The organism is Paenibacillus lacisediminis, assembly GCF_046567315.2.
Genome location: NZ_JBKIAX020000004.1, coordinates 34,864 through 50,225, shown reverse-complemented (window position 1 = coordinate 50,225; position 15,362 = coordinate 34,864). Strand labels below are relative to the sequence as shown.

General features: G+C 54.9%; 13 protein-coding genes. 10 read left to right on the top strand and 3 right to left on the bottom strand.

What is annotated here, in order from left to right:
• Window positions 1–104 precede the first annotated feature (104 nt).
• The 9 genes from ACLD72_RS09045 (at window position 105) to ACLD72_RS09005 (ending at window position 10,140) form a co-directional block, all read left to right on the top strand.
• Window positions 105–1,472, top strand: coding sequence for an ABC transporter substrate-binding protein (locus tag ACLD72_RS09045; protein ID WP_411000394.1), 1,368 nt, complete (start codon window positions 105–107; stop codon window positions 1,470–1,472).
• A 115-nt stretch (window positions 1,473–1,587) separates the two neighbouring features.
• Complete coding sequence (locus ACLD72_RS09040; RefSeq protein ID WP_411000396.1) at window positions 1,588–2,481, top strand: carbohydrate ABC transporter permease; 894 nt, start codon at window positions 1,588–1,590, stop codon at window positions 2,479–2,481.
• Window position 2,482: 1 nt separating this feature from the next.
• Window positions 2,483–3,319 carry a carbohydrate ABC transporter permease gene (locus ACLD72_RS09035; protein ID WP_251594642.1) on the top strand — a complete coding sequence of 279 codons (837 nt, stop codon included), beginning with the start codon at window positions 2,483–2,485 and terminating at the stop codon, window positions 3,317–3,319.
• Between the two features lie 31 nt (window positions 3,320–3,350).
• Window positions 3,351–6,092, top strand: a complete 2,742-nt coding sequence (locus ACLD72_RS09030) for a GH36-type glycosyl hydrolase domain-containing protein (RefSeq protein WP_411000398.1) — start codon at window positions 3,351–3,353, stop codon at window positions 6,090–6,092.
• A gap of 7 nt (window positions 6,093–6,099) precedes the next feature.
• Window positions 6,100–6,981, top strand: coding sequence for a hypothetical protein (locus ACLD72_RS09025; RefSeq protein ID WP_411000400.1), 882 nt, complete (start codon window positions 6,100–6,102; stop codon window positions 6,979–6,981).
• Between the two features lie 512 nt (window positions 6,982–7,493).
• Window positions 7,494–8,582: a 3-phosphoserine/phosphohydroxythreonine transaminase gene (gene serC / locus ACLD72_RS09020; RefSeq protein ID WP_411000402.1), complete on the top strand. Its 1,089-nt coding sequence runs from the start codon at window positions 7,494–7,496 to the stop codon at window positions 8,580–8,582.
• A 192-nt stretch (window positions 8,583–8,774) separates the two neighbouring features.
• The gene (gene trmL, locus ACLD72_RS09015; RefSeq protein ID WP_411000404.1) at window positions 8,775–9,239 is read left to right on the top strand and encodes a tRNA (uridine(34)/cytosine(34)/5-carboxymethylaminomethyluridine(34)-2'-O)-methyltransferase TrmL; all 465 of its coding nucleotides are present in this window, start codon (window positions 8,775–8,777) and stop codon (window positions 9,237–9,239) included.
• A 6-nt stretch (window positions 9,240–9,245) separates the two neighbouring features.
• Entirely contained in the window at window positions 9,246–9,806 is a 561-nt protein-coding gene (locus ACLD72_RS09010; protein WP_411000406.1) for a maltose acetyltransferase domain-containing protein, read from the top strand.
• 88 nt (window positions 9,807–9,894) lie between these two features.
• Window positions 9,895–10,140: an AbrB/MazE/SpoVT family DNA-binding domain-containing protein gene (locus ACLD72_RS09005; protein WP_251594631.1), complete on the top strand. Its 246-nt coding sequence runs from the start codon at window positions 9,895–9,897 to the stop codon at window positions 10,138–10,140.
• A 447-nt stretch (window positions 10,141–10,587) separates the two neighbouring features.
• Here ACLD72_RS09005 and ACLD72_RS09000 read toward each other — a convergent pair whose 3' ends face one another.
• Both ACLD72_RS09000 and ACLD72_RS08995 read right to left on the bottom strand, forming a co-directional pair.
• Entirely contained in the window at window positions 10,588–11,655 is a 1,068-nt protein-coding gene (locus ACLD72_RS09000; RefSeq protein ID WP_411000408.1) for a phosphodiester glycosidase family protein, read from the bottom strand.
• Window positions 11,652–12,062 (bottom strand): hypothetical protein, encoded by a 411-nt coding sequence (locus ACLD72_RS08995; protein ID WP_411000410.1) that lies wholly within the window; start codon window positions 12,060–12,062, stop codon window positions 11,652–11,654. The genes ACLD72_RS09000 and ACLD72_RS08995 overlap by 4 nt, the downstream gene beginning before the upstream one ends.
• A gap of 212 nt (window positions 12,063–12,274) precedes the next feature.
• On the opposite strand from ACLD72_RS08995, the gene ACLD72_RS08990 reads away from it, so the two are divergent.
• A complete protein-coding gene (locus ACLD72_RS08990) occupies window positions 12,275–13,891 on the top strand; it encodes a hypothetical protein (RefSeq protein WP_458475717.1) in 1,617 nt (538 codons plus the stop codon).
• A 190-nt stretch (window positions 13,892–14,081) separates the two neighbouring features.
• Here ACLD72_RS08990 and ACLD72_RS08985 read toward each other — a convergent pair whose 3' ends face one another.
• Complete coding sequence (locus tag ACLD72_RS08985) at window positions 14,082–14,837, bottom strand: DUF2161 family putative PD-(D/E)XK-type phosphodiesterase (protein ID WP_411000414.1); 756 nt, start codon at window positions 14,835–14,837, stop codon at window positions 14,082–14,084.
• Between the last annotated feature and the right edge of the window lie 525 nt (window positions 14,838–15,362).

The window sequence follows — 15,362 nt, the reverse complement described above, 5'->3', positions numbered from 1 at the left end:
TAGTTTTACGAAAATCATGAAAAAGACCTCAGTGCACAACGTAAAATCGGGAAGGTAAGCCGGATCGATAGTCCAAAATCATTACCTTAATAGGGGGTAACAGCATGGTAAAGAGAATTTCAGCCTTGATCCTGGCCGGCGCCCTGACGCTTAGTCTGGCGGCTTGCGGCGGAGGCAGCGGCAATGGCGGTAACGCGGCTCCGGCAAACGGAGGCGATGGCGGCAAAGCGTCCGGGGAGAAGAAAGTCATTAAAATTCTGCACTGGAAGCAAGAAAACATTAACAAAGCGATGGAAGATATCAATAAGGCGTTCGAGGAAAAGTATCCGGAATACAAGATCGAATATACGACGACCGGCCCGGACGACGAGTATAAACAGGCGCAAAGAGCGAGAATCACGGCAAAAGACGTAGATATTTTGGCCGATCTGTCCGGGATGAGACTTTCTCCGCAAGAATGGACGCCCGGAGCGAAAACACCGGATTGGCAGCAATGGATCGATTCCGGTCTGATTGCTGATCTGTCGGATCAGGCGTTCGTTAAGAACTGGAATGCGAACGACATTGAAAAAGCCGGAACTTACAACGGCAAGGTGTATGCGATTCCAACCGGCAAAGTGGCGATGTCCGGGCTGTTTTACAACAAACAAATTTTTGAAGAAAACGGCCTTTCCGTGCCGAAAACTTGGTCGGAATTCATCAAGCTTTGCGATGACTTGAAAGCGAAAGGCATCACGCCGATTGCCGTCGCCGGTAAAGACGTATGGCCGTTGAAGCTGCCGGTGTTCGCCCTGCAGTCGAAAATTTTGGGCGGCGGCGACCAGCAAAAATGGATCGAAGGCGTCTGGAAGGGCGAAACCGCGTTTAATGACGCCGAAGCTGTGGAAGTGCTGGAAAAAGCGAAAACGATTCAGGACAATTATATGATCGATGGCTTTATGGGGATCGACTATGCTTCCGTACCGTCGATTTTCGCCGCAGGAAAATCCGCGATGCTGGCGGACGGGAGCTGGGACGCTCCGACGATCGCAACCGCGAATCCCGATCTGAAATATGGATATTTCCCGCTTCCGGCTACGGAAGACGCTGCGAAAAACGCCTCGTTCGTAGGGAAGTACGACGTAACCTGGTATGTTGCCGAAAAAGGGCCAAACAAAGAGGGCGCCCTCAAATGGATGGAATTTTTCTCCCAGCCTGAAAATTACACCAAATTCGTCAAAGCGGCCGGCTTTATTCCGACGCAGGACAACATCTCGACGGAAAGCGAATTTATCGACAAAGAGCTGACTCCGTACCTTGGCGACTTCGAATTGGCTTACGAGATTATGATGATCAACCGCGAAAACGTGGGCGAACATCTTGCGGCCGAAGGCGTGCATACGGAATACCTGGCTCCGGGCGGGGCATTTAAAACCGCGAAGGAACTGGCCGATGTCCAGCAAAAAGAATGGGAAGCCGCAGCGCCTAAGTAAACAATAAGGTTTCTGTCTGAATCTATAGAAAGAAAACAACCATACTGTACTGTCTCGGGGTCTGCTCGTCAGGCCCCGATCCTTTATTTGATTTGGACCTTAAGAGGTGAGAGAGATGTACCCATTTGGAAAAGGCTTTGCCCGTTACGTTCCTTTTCTGCTCCTGTTGATTCCCCTGGCGTTATACATCGTTTTTTATTTCGGACCATCGATGTTAACCGTGATTTATTCGTTTACGGATGTGAAAAATATCCCCGGCAGCTCTATGCATTTCGTTGGGCTCGATAACTATAAAGACTTGTTTTTTGCCGGAAATTCCGGGGAACGTTGGGTTTCCATCAAAAACACGTTAATTTTCATGTTTATCGTCACCATCGTGCAAAACGGAGTGGCATTGTTTGTCGCCGTACTGATTAACCAACGGCTGCGCGGCGATTATTTTTACCGGGCCGTGTTTTTTCTGCCGGTCGTGCTTGGGGTGGCCGTCGTCGCGCTCGTTTGGGGCATGATGTTCGACCCGATGAGCGGACCGGTCAATATGCTGTATCAATGGCTGTTCGGATATAAAGACATGTTTTTCTCCAGCTTTACGCACGCGTTCGGTTACATTATTTTCGTGCAAATCTGGATGTACATGGGTTATTCGATGCTGATTTTCCTCGCCGGCCTGCAATCCGTGCCAAAGGATCTGTACGAAGCGGGGTACATTGACGGGACGAACCGCTGGCAATCGTTTAAGAACATAACGTTCCCGCTGATCGCGCCGTCTTTTACCGTCAACATGCTGCTTTCGATCATCGGGGCGATGTCCACGTTCGATATTATCCTCGCCACGACGGACGGTAAGTTCAACACAAGAACGATGGCGTATGACGTGTATAAGGAAACGTTCCGCGGCAGTCTGGAAATGGGCTTGCCTTCGGCGCTGTCCGTGGTCCAGTTCCTGATCATTTTAGTGTTTGTTGTCGTGGCCGTCAGACAGACGCGTAAGAGAGAGGTGGAATATTAAAATGAAAAAATCCAATTCATTTACGATTCTGTCTTACGCCGTCATCGCCGTGCTGCTTGTCCTTTACGTGGTGCCGCTGATTTTGGTGCTCAACGTTTCGCTGAAATCGTATCCCGAATATTTGATGAACCCGATCGGGCTGGTGAAGGACGCCCAGTGGAGCAACTACGTCAGCGCCTGGACCGAGGGCAATTTTGCGAACTATTTTCTGAACAGTGTTCTTTATACGGCCGTGGCAACGGTGCTTACGATTATTGTGTCTATCCTTGGCGCCTTCCCGGTAGCGCGGGGGTACGTCAAATGGAGCGGGTTCATTTATATGTTTTTCCTGCTGTCGCAGTTTCTCCCTAACCCGATGGTCGCTCAATATAAGCTGATGCTTACCTTTAAGGAAAGTCTGGATTTCTTCGGTTACGATACGAAGCTGGGCTACATCATTTTGAAGACGAGCGGTACGGGCGTCGTGTTTATGATGTTCGTCGGCTACATCAAATCGATCAGCCGCGAGCTGGACGAAGCTGCGGGCATGGACGGATCGGGGTATACAAGATACCTGTTCCAGATGATTTTGCCGCTGATGAAGCCGGTTATTGCGACAGGCGTCATCCTTACGGCGATCGGCATCTGGAACGATTTCGTCGGTCCGATCATGTATTTGCCGAGCAAAGTGAACTATCCGATTACGTTTGGCTTAAAAGAGTTCAAGGGCCAATACGGCAACAACTGGCCGCTGTTGGCGTGCGGGATTACGATCGTGGCGGCTCCGCTCATTTTGCTCTATACCTTCATTCAGAAATACCTGGTAGACGGCGCGCTTGCCGGGGCCGTGAAATCGTAAATGCGGACTACAGAGAGAGGAAGAAGCGCAAATGGGAGAAAAAGGATGGAAGTTTCAAGGGGAGCAAGGCGAATTCTGCCTGGAGCAGCCAGGGCATAACAGCTATTTGTATTTTCCCCTCGTCAACGAGGCGGGGATGATGTCGGCCGTGACCCCGAATTTGCACGGAGGCATCACTTCGGGGCACAACACGTTTCTGATGGAGCCCGTTTCGGCGGAAAGCCTGCACAATTCCAAAGCATCGCGGAATTTTTGGGTGTTTATCGAGGGATACGGGGCCTGGTCCGTCAGCGGCAATTCCGCCAAACAAAACGCAGCGCGGTTTACGGGCGAAGAAGAACGCTCCACGGTGGAGGCAGGGTTCCTATGGCATGCCGTGAAGCGCGAGAATGAACAAGCCGGGCTGCAGGCCAAGACGGTCAGCTTTGTTCCGGTAACGGACGATAAAATCGAGCTGATGCAGGTAACCCTGACCAATACGGGAAACGCCCCGCTGCGGCTGACGCCGACGGCGGCGATTCCGCTGTACGGACGTTCGGCCGACGATCTGCGGGATCACCGCCACGTTACGTCGTTGCTCCACCGGATATTTACGTCGGAGTACGGCATTGAGGTGCAGCCGGCGCTTTCCTTTGACGAGCGGGGCCACCGTGCCAACAAGATAGCCTACGCTGTGCTTGGCGCTGAAGGCGAGGGCGCGGCGCCCACCGGATTTTTCCCGGTGGCGGAGGATTTTATCGGCGAAGGCGGGGCGTTGGACTGGCCGGAGGCCGTCGTTATGAACCAGGAGCCGGATACGCAGGCGGGAGCCGCTGTGGAAGGTTACGAAGCGGTTGGCGCGTTGCGTTTCGCTCCGGTGGAATTAGCGCCGGGGAAATCCGTCTCATATGTCGTGGCCATGATCATTTCGGGCGACCGGATCGATGTGGGGCGGTATGCGGCGGATTATTTGGCGGCCGGACGGTTCGATGCCCTGCTTGAGCAAAACCAGGCTTACTGGCGGGACAAATTGGATACGATCCGCTTCAGCTCAGGGCAAGAGGAACAGGATTTATGGTTGAAATGGGTGACGCTGCAGCCGATTTTGCGCCGGCTTTACGGCAATTCGTTCCTGCCTTACCACGATTACGGACGCGGGGGCAGAGGCTGGCGCGACCTGTGGCAGGACTGTCTGGCGCTGATGGTGATGGAGCCGGCGGAAGTGCGCCATCTGCTGCTCAACAACTACGCCGGCGTGCGGATGGACGGCAGCAACGCGACGATTATCGGCGCGGGGCCGGGGGAATTCGTCGCCGACCGCAACAACATCCCGCGGGTATGGATGGATCATGGCGCCTGGCCGCTGATGACGACGCTGCTGTACCTCCATCAAAGCGGGGACCTGGACTTCCTGTTCCAGCCGCAAGGCTATTTCCGCGACGTATTCGTCAAGCGTTGCCGTGAACGCGATGCGTCCTGGACACCGGAGCAGGGGAACAAGCTGCTGACCGCGGACGGACAAATTTACGAGGGTACGATTTTGGAGCATATTTTGCTGCAAAATATCGTCCCGTTCTTTAATGTCGGCGAACACGGCAACATCAAGCTGGAGGGCGCGGACTGGAACGACGGGCTCGATTTGGCCCCGGACCGCGGGGAAAGTGTGGCGTTTACGGCGTTTTACGCCAGCAACCTGATGGAGCTGTCGGAGCTGCTGCTTGAGCTGCAGAAGCGCACGGGAAGAGATTCGCTCGACATCGCCGAAGAGATGGCGCTGCTGCTTGATACGCTTGGGCAGCCGATTGCTTATGACAGCATTCAGGAAAAGCGGAATTTGCTTGACCGCTATTACGACGCCGTCACTCCGCGCGTAAGCGGCAGGAAGCTGGCGCTTGACATCCGCAAGGTGGCCGAGGATTTGAAGCGGAAAGCGGACTGGGCCGTAGCGCATCTTCGCCAAAATGAATGGATCCAAAGCAAGGAAGGGTATGCCTGGTTCAACGGGTATTACAACAATGATGGCGAACGCGTCGAAGGAGACCATCCGGACGGCGTACGGATGACGTTAACCGGGCAGGTGTTCGCGATTATGGGCGGTGTCGCCACGGACGAACAGACGGGGCAAATTTCGCAAGCGGTAAAGCGCTATTTGAAAGACGAACGGATCGGATACCGGCTGAATTCCCGTTTCGGCGGAATCCAGCAAAACCTGGGCCGGGCGTTTGGCTTCGCTTTCGGCCACAAAGAGAACGGCGCGATGTTCAGCCATATGACCGTCATGTACGCCAACGCGCTGTATAAGCGCGGTTTTGTGCAGGAAGGGTTCGAGGTGCTCGACTCCATCTACCGGCTGTCCGCCGATTTCGAGAACAGCCGGATATATCCGGGGGTACCGGAATATATCAATGAGCGCAGCCGGGGCATGTACACCTATTTGACCGGATCGGCAAGCTGGCTGCTGTTGACGCAGCTCACCGAGGTTTATGGGGTCAAAGGCCGCTACGGCGACCTGCGTTTGGAGCCGAAGCTCCTGCAGGCGCAGTTTAACGAAGCCGGCGAAGCATCGGTCGAAACGCTGTTCGCCGGGCGCATGCTGCGGGTCGTTTACCGCAATCCGCAGCGGGCTGAATTTGGGCAGTACCGGGTGGGTTCCGTCAGCTTGGACGGTCAATCCCTGGATGGCGAAAACGTTGGAACCGGCTGCCTGATCCCCCGTGCGCGGATCGAAGCCTTGCCCGCCGACGGCGTTCATGAGCTAACAGTGATGCTTGACCCGCTAGCTCAAGAAAGGTAATGATTGCATGGCTTATCAACTGATAAACGAACTGCTTGCGGTCGATATCGCGGACCCCGGGGAATACCGGGGAACGCGGTTTGACTGGAGCGGCTTTATTACGGGCGTCCGGTTCGCGGGCCATACGTTTGGCGTTCCGGAAAGCCTGATTCCCGGTCAAGGCACCGGAGGGAAGGGACTTTGCAGCGAATTCGGGATCGAACAAGCCATTGGCTATGATGAGGCGGGGATCGGCGGGAAGTTTCCCAAACTTGGCGTCGGGTTGCTGACACGCCCGGATGCGGCGTCTTATCAATTTTTCCGCGATTATGAGGCCGAGCCGTTTTCCATCATGACGGAGCAGAAGGGGCCGAAAAGCATTACGTTTACTGTGTTGCCTAAAGACTGCAACGGCTACGCCATGCAGCTCGTAAAAACCGTCTCGATCGATCATGATCGGCTTATCGTCAGCGTTGAGATGGATAACGTGGGCACCCGACCGGTTCATACCGATGAATACTGCCACAATTTCTTCGGGATTGACGGCATGCCGATTGGCCCGGACTACGTGCTGCGCTTTCCGTTTGCGTTTTCGCCTTGGAGCGATGACCCCGGTACACTGGACGGGCTTGCGTTCAGCGGCAACGAAGTTACCTGGGATCTGCAGCCGGAGAAGGATTTTTATTTTCGCCTGCAGGGGTTCGACAGATCAGAGCAGCCGTGGCTCTGGGAACTGGTACATCGGCCGAGCGGTCTTGGGGTTCGCGAGCGCAGTAAGCTTCGCGTGGCCGCAGCAGCGGTATGGGGCAAGGGGCATGTTGTTTCACCGGAGATGTTCGTAGAAGTGAAGCTCGCTCCGGGGGAGCGGCAAACCTGGACCCGGGTTTACGAGTTTTTTAAGAGGATGTAGGTGGTTCAGGCGGTTTAGGCGGTTCCAGTCAAGTTGGCGAAGGCTCTAAACCCAGGCTGCGGGGATAGCGGTAAAAAAGGGCGTTATTTTCTCCAAAGCAGGGAGTTCAGGCGACATAAGGACATTTTTTGTATCTATTATTGGCGAATGAGGGATAGTAAGCTCTGATTACCAAGTTCGGTAAGAAATAAGTACTAAAAAGTCCGCTATTTTCGCGTGAGAGGTCATATATCCAAAATAACGCTGCAAATTACCTCTATTTACATTTACCTCAAGGAGCATATACCTCAAGGAGCATAATGACTGGCTATTCGTGTCGCGATCTCCGCAATCCATGCACGGTATGCGTACAGCTCGTTCCTTTATCAAAATGAAGCATTAATGTGTCATTTCTGTAAACTGGCGAATTTTTGCGAAATATCAGCTTGCTGGGCGGCGGTTTAGTTGATATGATAATCCTTATCTAAAACTTCGAACCATACAAGCCATGGAAGGGAAAGGGATGGGGAGCAATGAGTAACAGAGCTTATAACTTTAACGCCGGACCGGCCGCACTACCGCTGGAAGTGCTGGAACGCGCCCAAGCGGAATTTGTCGATTTTCGCGGAACAGGCATGTCGATTATGGAAATGTCCCACCGCGGAGCCGTGTACGAAGCGGTTCATAACGAGGCGGCCAGCCGCCTTTTGAAACTGTTGGGCAGCCCGTCAGGCTATCAGGTGCTGTTCCTGCAGGGCGGGGCTTCCACGCAGTTTGCGATGATTCCGATGAACTTTTTGAGCGAAGGCAAGACGGCCGGTTACGTGAAATCGGGAAGCTGGGCCAACAAGGCGATTAAGGAAGCGAAGCTCATCGGCGAGACGTTTATCGCGGCCTCCTCGGAGGAAAATAAATATATGTCCCTCCCGGATGTCAGCAGCTTGAATCTTCCGGACAACGCGGCGTACGTGCACATCACGTCCAATGAGACGATTGAAGGCACGCAGTTCCGGCAGTTCCCGGATACCGGCAGCGTGCCGCTGATTGCCGATATGTCGAGCGATATTTTGTGCCGTCCGTTTGATCTCAAGCAATTTGGCATGGTTTATGCCGGAGCCCAGAAAAACCTCGGCCCGTCCGGCGTAACGGTCGTGATCGCCCGCGAGGATTTGCTCCGCGAGTCGCCGAAGCATCTGCCGACAATGTTCCGGTACGATACGCATGCGGAAAACAACTCGCTTTACAACACCCCGCCATCCTTTTCGGTCTACATGGTGAACGAAGTATTGAAGTGGATTGAGGAACAAGGCGGTTTGCAAGGCATCGAGCAAAAAAATGAGGAAAAAGCCGGTCTCCTCTATCAAACGATCGACGCAAGCGGCGGATTCTACCGGGGCTGCGTAGAGCAAGGCAGCCGTTCGACGATGAACGTAACGTTCCGTCTCGCTTCCGAAGAGCTGGAAAAGCTGTTTGTCAAGGAGTCGGAGCAGGCCGGTTTTGTCGGGCTCAAAGGTCACCGCAGCGTTGGCGGTCTGCGCGCCTCGATCTACAATGCCGTGCCGTACGGAGCAATTAAAGCGTTGGTCGAATTTATGAACCAGTTCCAAAAATCGCACGGCTAAGCGGGACCCGGGGCCTGCGGGCCTGGCCGCTTTTCAGGCTATTGCAAATCACGGCTCCATCATCGCAAGGTTTGCGGTGGTGGAGTTTTTGCTTTTGATCCCCGCACCTGAAAGAGGGCGGCCAATTTGCTATAATGGAACAAGCGCTGCCCGAGGATGGACAGACTTAAAATTGGATGAGGTGTTAGTTTCATGGCATTGCATATTGTGCTGGTGGAGCCGGAAATTCCGGCAAATACGGGGAATATCGCCAGAACCTGCGCGGCGACGGGGACGCATCTGCATTTGGTGCGCCCGCTGGGATTTCGTACGGATGACAAAACCCTGAAACGGGCCGGGCTGGATTATTGGTACGCGGTCCATATTGAATATCACGATTCTTTTCAGGAAGTGGAGGAAAAATACCGGGGCAGCCGGTTTTTCTTTGCGACCACCAAGGCGGACAAGCGTTATACGGATTTCTCGTTTCAGGATGGGGATTTTTTAGTGTTCGGCAAAGAAACGAAAGGGCTGGCTCCGGAAATTTTGGCGGCTCATCCCGATACTGTGATGCGGATGCCGATGACGGATAAAGTCCGTTCATTGAATTTATCCAATTCTGCGGCGATCATCGTGTATGAGGCGCTGCGGCAGCTTAATTTTCCCGGAATGGAGTAGATGAGGGTGACAACTGAGAAAGAGAAGATGCTGGCCGGAGATTGGTATGACGCCAGCGATCCCGTGCTCGTTGCCGAACGGCTGCGGGCTCGCGGGTTGACCAGAGAGTTTAATGCCACACAGGAGGATGAACGGGAGCGGAGAACCGGTATTTTGAAGCAGCTCTTCGGCAGTTGCGGCGACGATATTTATATCGAACCGACCTTCCGCTGCGATTACGGCTCGAATATTTATGTCGGGAATCATTTTTATGCCAATTTCGACTGCGTTATCTTGGACGTATGCGAGGTGCATATTGGCGAGTACTGCTTTATGGCGCCGGGAGTACATATTTATACGGCGGCCCATCCGCTGAATCCGGCCGAACGCAACTCCGGTGCGGAATTCGGGAAACCGGTCAAGATCGGCAACAATGTATGGATCGGCGGCCGGGCCGTGATCGTTCCCGGGGTGACGATCGGCGATAACGCGGTCATTGCCGCTGGCGCGGTCGTTACGAAAGATGTGCCGGCCGGTGCGGTGGTTGGAGGAAATCCTGCCAAAATAATTAAAACAATTGAAATTTAGCAGGAATCCTGAAAATGATAGCGAAATAAAATAGATTAGGTATTTGGTTCTATTTTTACATAATTTTTTTCAGGAGAGGTGTGCCTTTATGAAACCTGCTGGTGTGGTCCGCAAAGTGGATCAACTGGGGAGAATCGTCTTACCCAAGTCGTTGCGCAAAAGATATCAAATGAACGAGGGCGATCCCGTCGAGATTTTGGTACAGGGAGATCACATTATTTTGGAAAGATACCGTCCAAAATGCGTGTTTTGCGGATCGATGGAAAACGTGAGCGATTTTAAAGAACGCTCTATTTGCAATCAGTGTTTGGTCGAAATGAATCAGTTGTCCTAAAACCAAAGACCTGATGAACCCCGAGGGTTAGGCCTTTCCGCAGTGAAGGGACGGCCCCCGCGGCAAATCGTAAATAAATAAGCTTCCCGCAGGGGGGCTTATTTATTTTGGCTGAAAGCAAAGCTTTATCCGAATCACGTCAGTCATCGTCTGTCTGCCGCAAGAAAAAAGACCGCTTGCCGCGGCCTGTCTTCTTGGAATGTACGCCCCCAAAGACGCTTGCTTTCATTAAAGACCTTTTGTTTTATCTTCGTTGTAAGACGCGGTTAAAATTCCGCACAAAAACATAGCCAAAACCAGGGCAATAATCCAGAATGTCAATGAGAAAGACAAACCCGAACACCTCCACGTTGTACTTCTGCTCTTATTATACCCGCCCAAACTTTAAAAATAAATGCTAAAATGTGATGTTTCTCATAGACGCGGATGATTGCGGTTTGGCTTGTGCTATTTAAAGAACAAGAAGTGGGTTGGCACGGGGCGCAGAGCACCGTCCGACGGGCTGTTGACCACGCGGCCGTTGACGATAAGCGACGAAGAACCGCCGCCGTCAAGGTTATAGGCATCCTGGACGCCCATCTTTTGCAATTTTGCCTGAAGCTCCTCCAGGGTTGCCCCGGAGCTTCCGTTTTCGTTCCGGCCATCGACGACCACTATAATTAGCTGGTCATCCTTGTAGTTGCCGATCACGGTGCGCGGTGCCCGCAGCGGCGAGGATTGCCATTTCTCCGGGATCGTCGTTTTTGCCCCGTCCTGCAGCAGGATGGGCACAAAGGAAGCGCCGAACATCGGTTCCAGCCTGTCCAAATTTTCCTTGCGCTCAAACTTGCCGCCGATGAGCTTGCCGGATTTATTCAAGCCGACGAAAAACAAATCCTTGTAGGTGGCTTCGAACCCGTTAACGTATTTGCCGCCCACGATCGTCGTGCTTAACGGGTAACGCTTGCCGCGGGAATCGGCGAACCCGCCGGCATTGATGCCGGCCACGGCGCCGTAGCGCTGGACGGCTTGTTTGGTCGTTTCCGAACCGCCCAGCAGGTCTTTGCCCAGCGTCATTTTCATCGCATCCGGAGATTTCAGCTTGACCTTCATCGCATAACCCCGGTAGGTTCCCGGGTTGACTTTGTATAACTCGATACGAATCCGGTCGCTTTGGATCGTTTCGTACGGCGTTCCGAGCTTGGCCGTAATTCTTCGATTGTAAATGGTCGCGGGCATCCCGGCGAACGTTTTGGCCGTTTTCACGATGGTGCTCATCGCCGAAGTCGTTTTGCGGTACAGCTCGGCAGTTTTTTGAATGGACGAAATCGTGGTTTTGGCGTTCGTTTGCGCTTGCGTAAGTCCTCCGGAAATCGCCTCAGTCGTATGAAAAATATCCGCCTCCGGCGTAATATCGCCGGGTTGGCTGTTCCACTCGATATGGGGGCCGCTGATCAGCAGGGCGATCAGAAGGCCAAACAAAGGACCGGTTGCCAGCAGAAAAAAACGGTTGATTCGTTTGACCGACGTAATCATTTGAGCAGATCCATCTGTTTCTGGAGCTTAGCCAACTGCTGCTTAACTTCGTTCAGTTGGGTATACAGCTTGTTGCTGTTGTCCGTTTTTTCGCTGGTATTGTCCTTCGTAAACTCAAGCAGTTCGTTAAAGGTGTCGACTTTGCCCTGCAGTTCTTCGACTTCTTTCGATAATGCCGTCAGTTGCGAAGTGTAGTCGGCTTTCATTATTTCCGTTTGGCTTTGCCATTTGGCGTCCAGTTGTGCGATCATCGATTGCTTTAAATGATTGCTATAAAAATAGGCGGCGGCGGCTCCGGCGCCGATCAACAGTACCCAGACGAGTAAAATCAAAGTTACGGAAGGCCTCTGCTTTTTCCGGCTGCGCATCGGTTCAGTGTCGGTTGCAGGCTCCGTAGAGTAAGACATCACATGATCACCTCAAAAACTATTATTTGCAGTACCCATTCTAACATGGCGACATTTTTATCGCAAAAAAGGATAGATTTAGAGAAAATATGCTAATTTGTGCGTCTTTTTTCGCTTGCTGCCGCCGGTTGTCTGGAAACTTTGTCCTGGGGTACAATCGCCGTAAATGAAGCAGCGAAAAGGGGGAGTTTAATCTGGACCTCTGGCTGGAGATGTTAAGAGGAAAATTGCCGCCTGCTTTTGTGCTTGAAGCCGAAGCGCGTCTGGAAAGCGGAATGTTGATCGGGTTGGCCGGGTCGCGCGGGGACGGAGTGCGGGAATTACGGGATGAAGATCTATTAAATGAAGAAGACGTTCCACAGAATGAAAGCGCGGATGGCGTGCCGGTGGAGGAAGGGGCGGAACATCCGCTGGTGGATTGGCTGGCTGCCGCTTACGCCAAATGCGAAGGCGGAGAGGCGCTCCCGCCGCGGCAATGGCTGCTTGCGGAAAGCGCCGATGGGGCGCTTGAGTTGGCGCTGCGGGCGCTGGTTCCCGGCGGCGGGGCAGTGCTGGTCGAAACGCCCGCCGCGCCGGAGGCGCTGGAGCTGATGCGCCGCCTGGGGCTTCGGGCCGTCCCGGTGGAATGCGACCGGGACGGCATGCTGCCGGACGATGTGCGGCGGAAGGTGCGGCTGGCCGGGGGCAAGCCTGCCGGGGGCGAGCCGGCCCTGGCGTACGTGACGCCGCACTTCTCGAATCCGTCCGGCCGGGTGTGGAGCCGGCAGCGCAAGCTGGAGCTGCTGGCGTTGAGCGCGGAGCTGGAGCTGCCGATTGTGGAGGACGACACGGCAGGAGCGCTGCCATTTGCGTTGATATTAAAAAATACGAAAGTTCCTGAAGCTCTGGAAGCTCTGGAAGCCCTGGAAACGGGGGCTGCTGTGGAGGAGAGGTTGACGGCGGCAGGGCAGGGAGACGTAATGCCGAGAACGATGGTGCCGGGGGATGAAATACCGAAAGAGATGGTAAGGGAGAACGAAATGTTGCAAGCGGTGGTGCCGAGGAATAAAATGCCGAAAGCGGTGGTGCCGAGGAATAAAATGCCGAAAGCGGTGGTGCCGAGGAATAAAATGCCGAAAGCGGTGGTGCCGAGGGATAAAATGCCGAAAGCGTTGGTACCGGGGGACGAAATACCGAAAGCGGCGGTGCCGGGCGTCCCCGAGTCTCTGTTCCGCTTGCGGCAGACGGCGGGGATTTCCGAGGCCGAGGTGATCGGCGTCGGCTCGTTTGAGCGGACGCTTCTGCCGCAGCTGCCTTTGGCCTGGCTGCGCGGCGAGGCGGCGGCACTGGAAAGGCTGCGGCGGGAAGCGGAGCGCGGGCGGGGCGTCGGCGGTTCGTCCGCGGCGGGCCCGGCCAGGCAATGGAGCGAGTCCGATCGAACCGCGGACGATCGGGCCGTGGCCGCAAGAGCCGGGCGGCTGCGCGCCTGGCTCGCCTCGCCAGCGGCCGCGCGGCATGCAGCAGCAGCCGACGCGGCGTACACAGCGCGGCGCAAGCTCGCGCTGGAACTGCTGCAGGCGCCCGCCTGGCGGGGCGCCTGCGCAGCCGATCCCGGCGGCGGGCTGTACCTGTGGGTCAGCCTGCCCGCCGGGATCTCCAGCGAAGCGCTGCTGCGCGCTTCGCTGCTGGAGGGCACAGCGTTCCTGCCGGGGACGCTGTGCTACGCCAGTGAGCCGGATGATGGCTTCATCCGGCTCACTGTGGCCGCGCTCGAAGAAGCGCGGCTGCGCGAGGGGCTGGCGCGCATCGCCGCCGCCCTCGCCGGCTTTACGGCGCGTTCCGGCAGCTGAACGCGCCGCCCGGCCGCCCGCGCCAAGCATGGCCGCCAATCGCCACCGGCCACGGCTGGCTAGCACTGGGCCTCCTGCACCTGGTTGCCGCCCGTTCACACAATGCGGCCAGCCGTTGCCGGTCTCGCGCGCGTTCACTCAGACCGGCCCATCGCCGGGCCACGCCCCTCGCCCAAAGCCCGCGCCCGGCCTACTCCGCCCCCTCGTTCCGCTCCAAGGCCGCCGCCGTGCGCCGCCACGCATCCACGACGTGGGCGTACTGCCGCAAGCCTTCCGCCCCCGCAGGCGTCAGACAATAGCGGCCGCGGGCGACGCGGCGGAACCAGCCGTAGTAGTCGCGCTGCAGGATTGCCGCGGCGCTGCCGACCCCGCTGCGGTCGCGCGCGTCCTTCGGGGCCATCTCACCGCCGCCTTCCTGCAGCGCGAGCGCCACGCGCAGCGCCCTTTCGCGGTACGCCGTCACCAGCTTGGTGCCGTGGCTGCCGCCGACGTTGTAATCGCCGCTGCGCTCATGAAATTCGTGCAGCAGCCGCTCGGCCCGCCTTTTGACGACCTTGGGTCCCGGGGTGTACACGGTGTCTCCGGGCGCGCATAAAATTTCCACAAACGCCGGTTTCGTTTTATACCGGGTGACCGCGATCAGACCTAACCCAAGCCTGCGGCACAATACGGTGATTTCGCTCCAGCGCTGGTTGTGCGCCCCTTTTTTCGTGCGGTTTTTCTCCACGGCCAAATAAACTTCGCCGCTTAGCTTCTGCCGTTCCAATCCCTGCAGCAGCAGCGCTAGATTAAACGTCTTTTTCATTTCGACGATCAGCGGCTCAGCGCTGTCCGGCCGTAGGCCGACCAGGTCGCAATGGCGGACCTCGCTGCGCACGATGTATCCGCGCTCCTCAAAAAAAGCCTTCAACGGGGCGTATAATTCCGTCTCATGCTGTACTGCCATGACAATCTCCTTTACAAGGTTGTTCAAAAAGTCATCTTTCCATGACGAAGCAAGTTCATGAAGTGGATCGGCGTCGAATCTTGAATTCAGCCGGGTGGGGCATATGCTTACAAAGCATGTTTCCTGCGGAAATATTTCAGTTGCTCACGTACCTAAAAAGTATGCTCCGCTCCTCAGTCCCTAGTAGAATGATCCGGAAATAATATGGCTTATCTGCGGACAGGTGCCATGGATCACTTTGTTCTATATTAGTCTTGTGCTCAGTATCGTCCCCATAAAATAGAGGAACTTTAGGGTCTTATTTTCCGAATTTGAGCCTATTCATCACCATAGGGGAACTTTAGGGTCTTATTTTTCGATGAACAGGTCGAAGGGCAGCCTTTCGCCACTAAATCGTAAAAATAGCGCCATAAAATTCCTCTATTTCACGCAACATGGGGGATATCGCTGAAATAGCGCCCTTTTTTTCCTCTATGCTGTCACCCGAGATATTCAATAGACTAATTTTGCCGTTTTTTCACTTGC

Coding starts and splice junctions, on each gene's coding strand:
- ACLD72_RS08985 (WP_411000414.1), bottom strand. CDS start 14,837: ATGGCAGTACAGCATGAGACGGAATTATACGCCCCGTTGAAGGCTTTT.
- ACLD72_RS09040 (WP_411000396.1), top strand. CDS start 1,588: ATGTACCCATTTGGAAAAGGCTTTGCCCGTTACGTTCCTTTTCTGCTC.
- ACLD72_RS09035 (WP_251594642.1), top strand. CDS start 2,483: ATGAAAAAATCCAATTCATTTACGATTCTGTCTTACGCCGTCATCGCC.
- ACLD72_RS09045 (WP_411000394.1), top strand. CDS start 105: ATGGTAAAGAGAATTTCAGCCTTGATCCTGGCCGGCGCCCTGACGCTT.
- ACLD72_RS08990 (WP_458475717.1), top strand. CDS start 12,275: ATGTTAAGAGGAAAATTGCCGCCTGCTTTTGTGCTTGAAGCCGAAGCG.
- ACLD72_RS09005 (WP_251594631.1), top strand. CDS start 9,895: ATGAAACCTGCTGGTGTGGTCCGCAAAGTGGATCAACTGGGGAGAATC.
- ACLD72_RS09030 (WP_411000398.1), top strand. CDS start 3,351: ATGGGAGAAAAAGGATGGAAGTTTCAAGGGGAGCAAGGCGAATTCTGC.
- trmL (WP_411000404.1), top strand. CDS start 8,775: ATGGCATTGCATATTGTGCTGGTGGAGCCGGAAATTCCGGCAAATACG.
- ACLD72_RS08995 (WP_411000410.1), bottom strand. CDS start 12,062: ATGTCTTACTCTACGGAGCCTGCAACCGACACTGAACCGATGCGCAGC.
- ACLD72_RS09025 (WP_411000400.1), top strand. CDS start 6,100: ATGGCTTATCAACTGATAAACGAACTGCTTGCGGTCGATATCGCGGAC.
- ACLD72_RS09000 (WP_411000408.1), bottom strand. CDS start 11,655: ATGATTACGTCGGTCAAACGAATCAACCGTTTTTTTCTGCTGGCAACC.
- serC (WP_411000402.1), top strand. CDS start 7,494: ATGAGTAACAGAGCTTATAACTTTAACGCCGGACCGGCCGCACTACCG.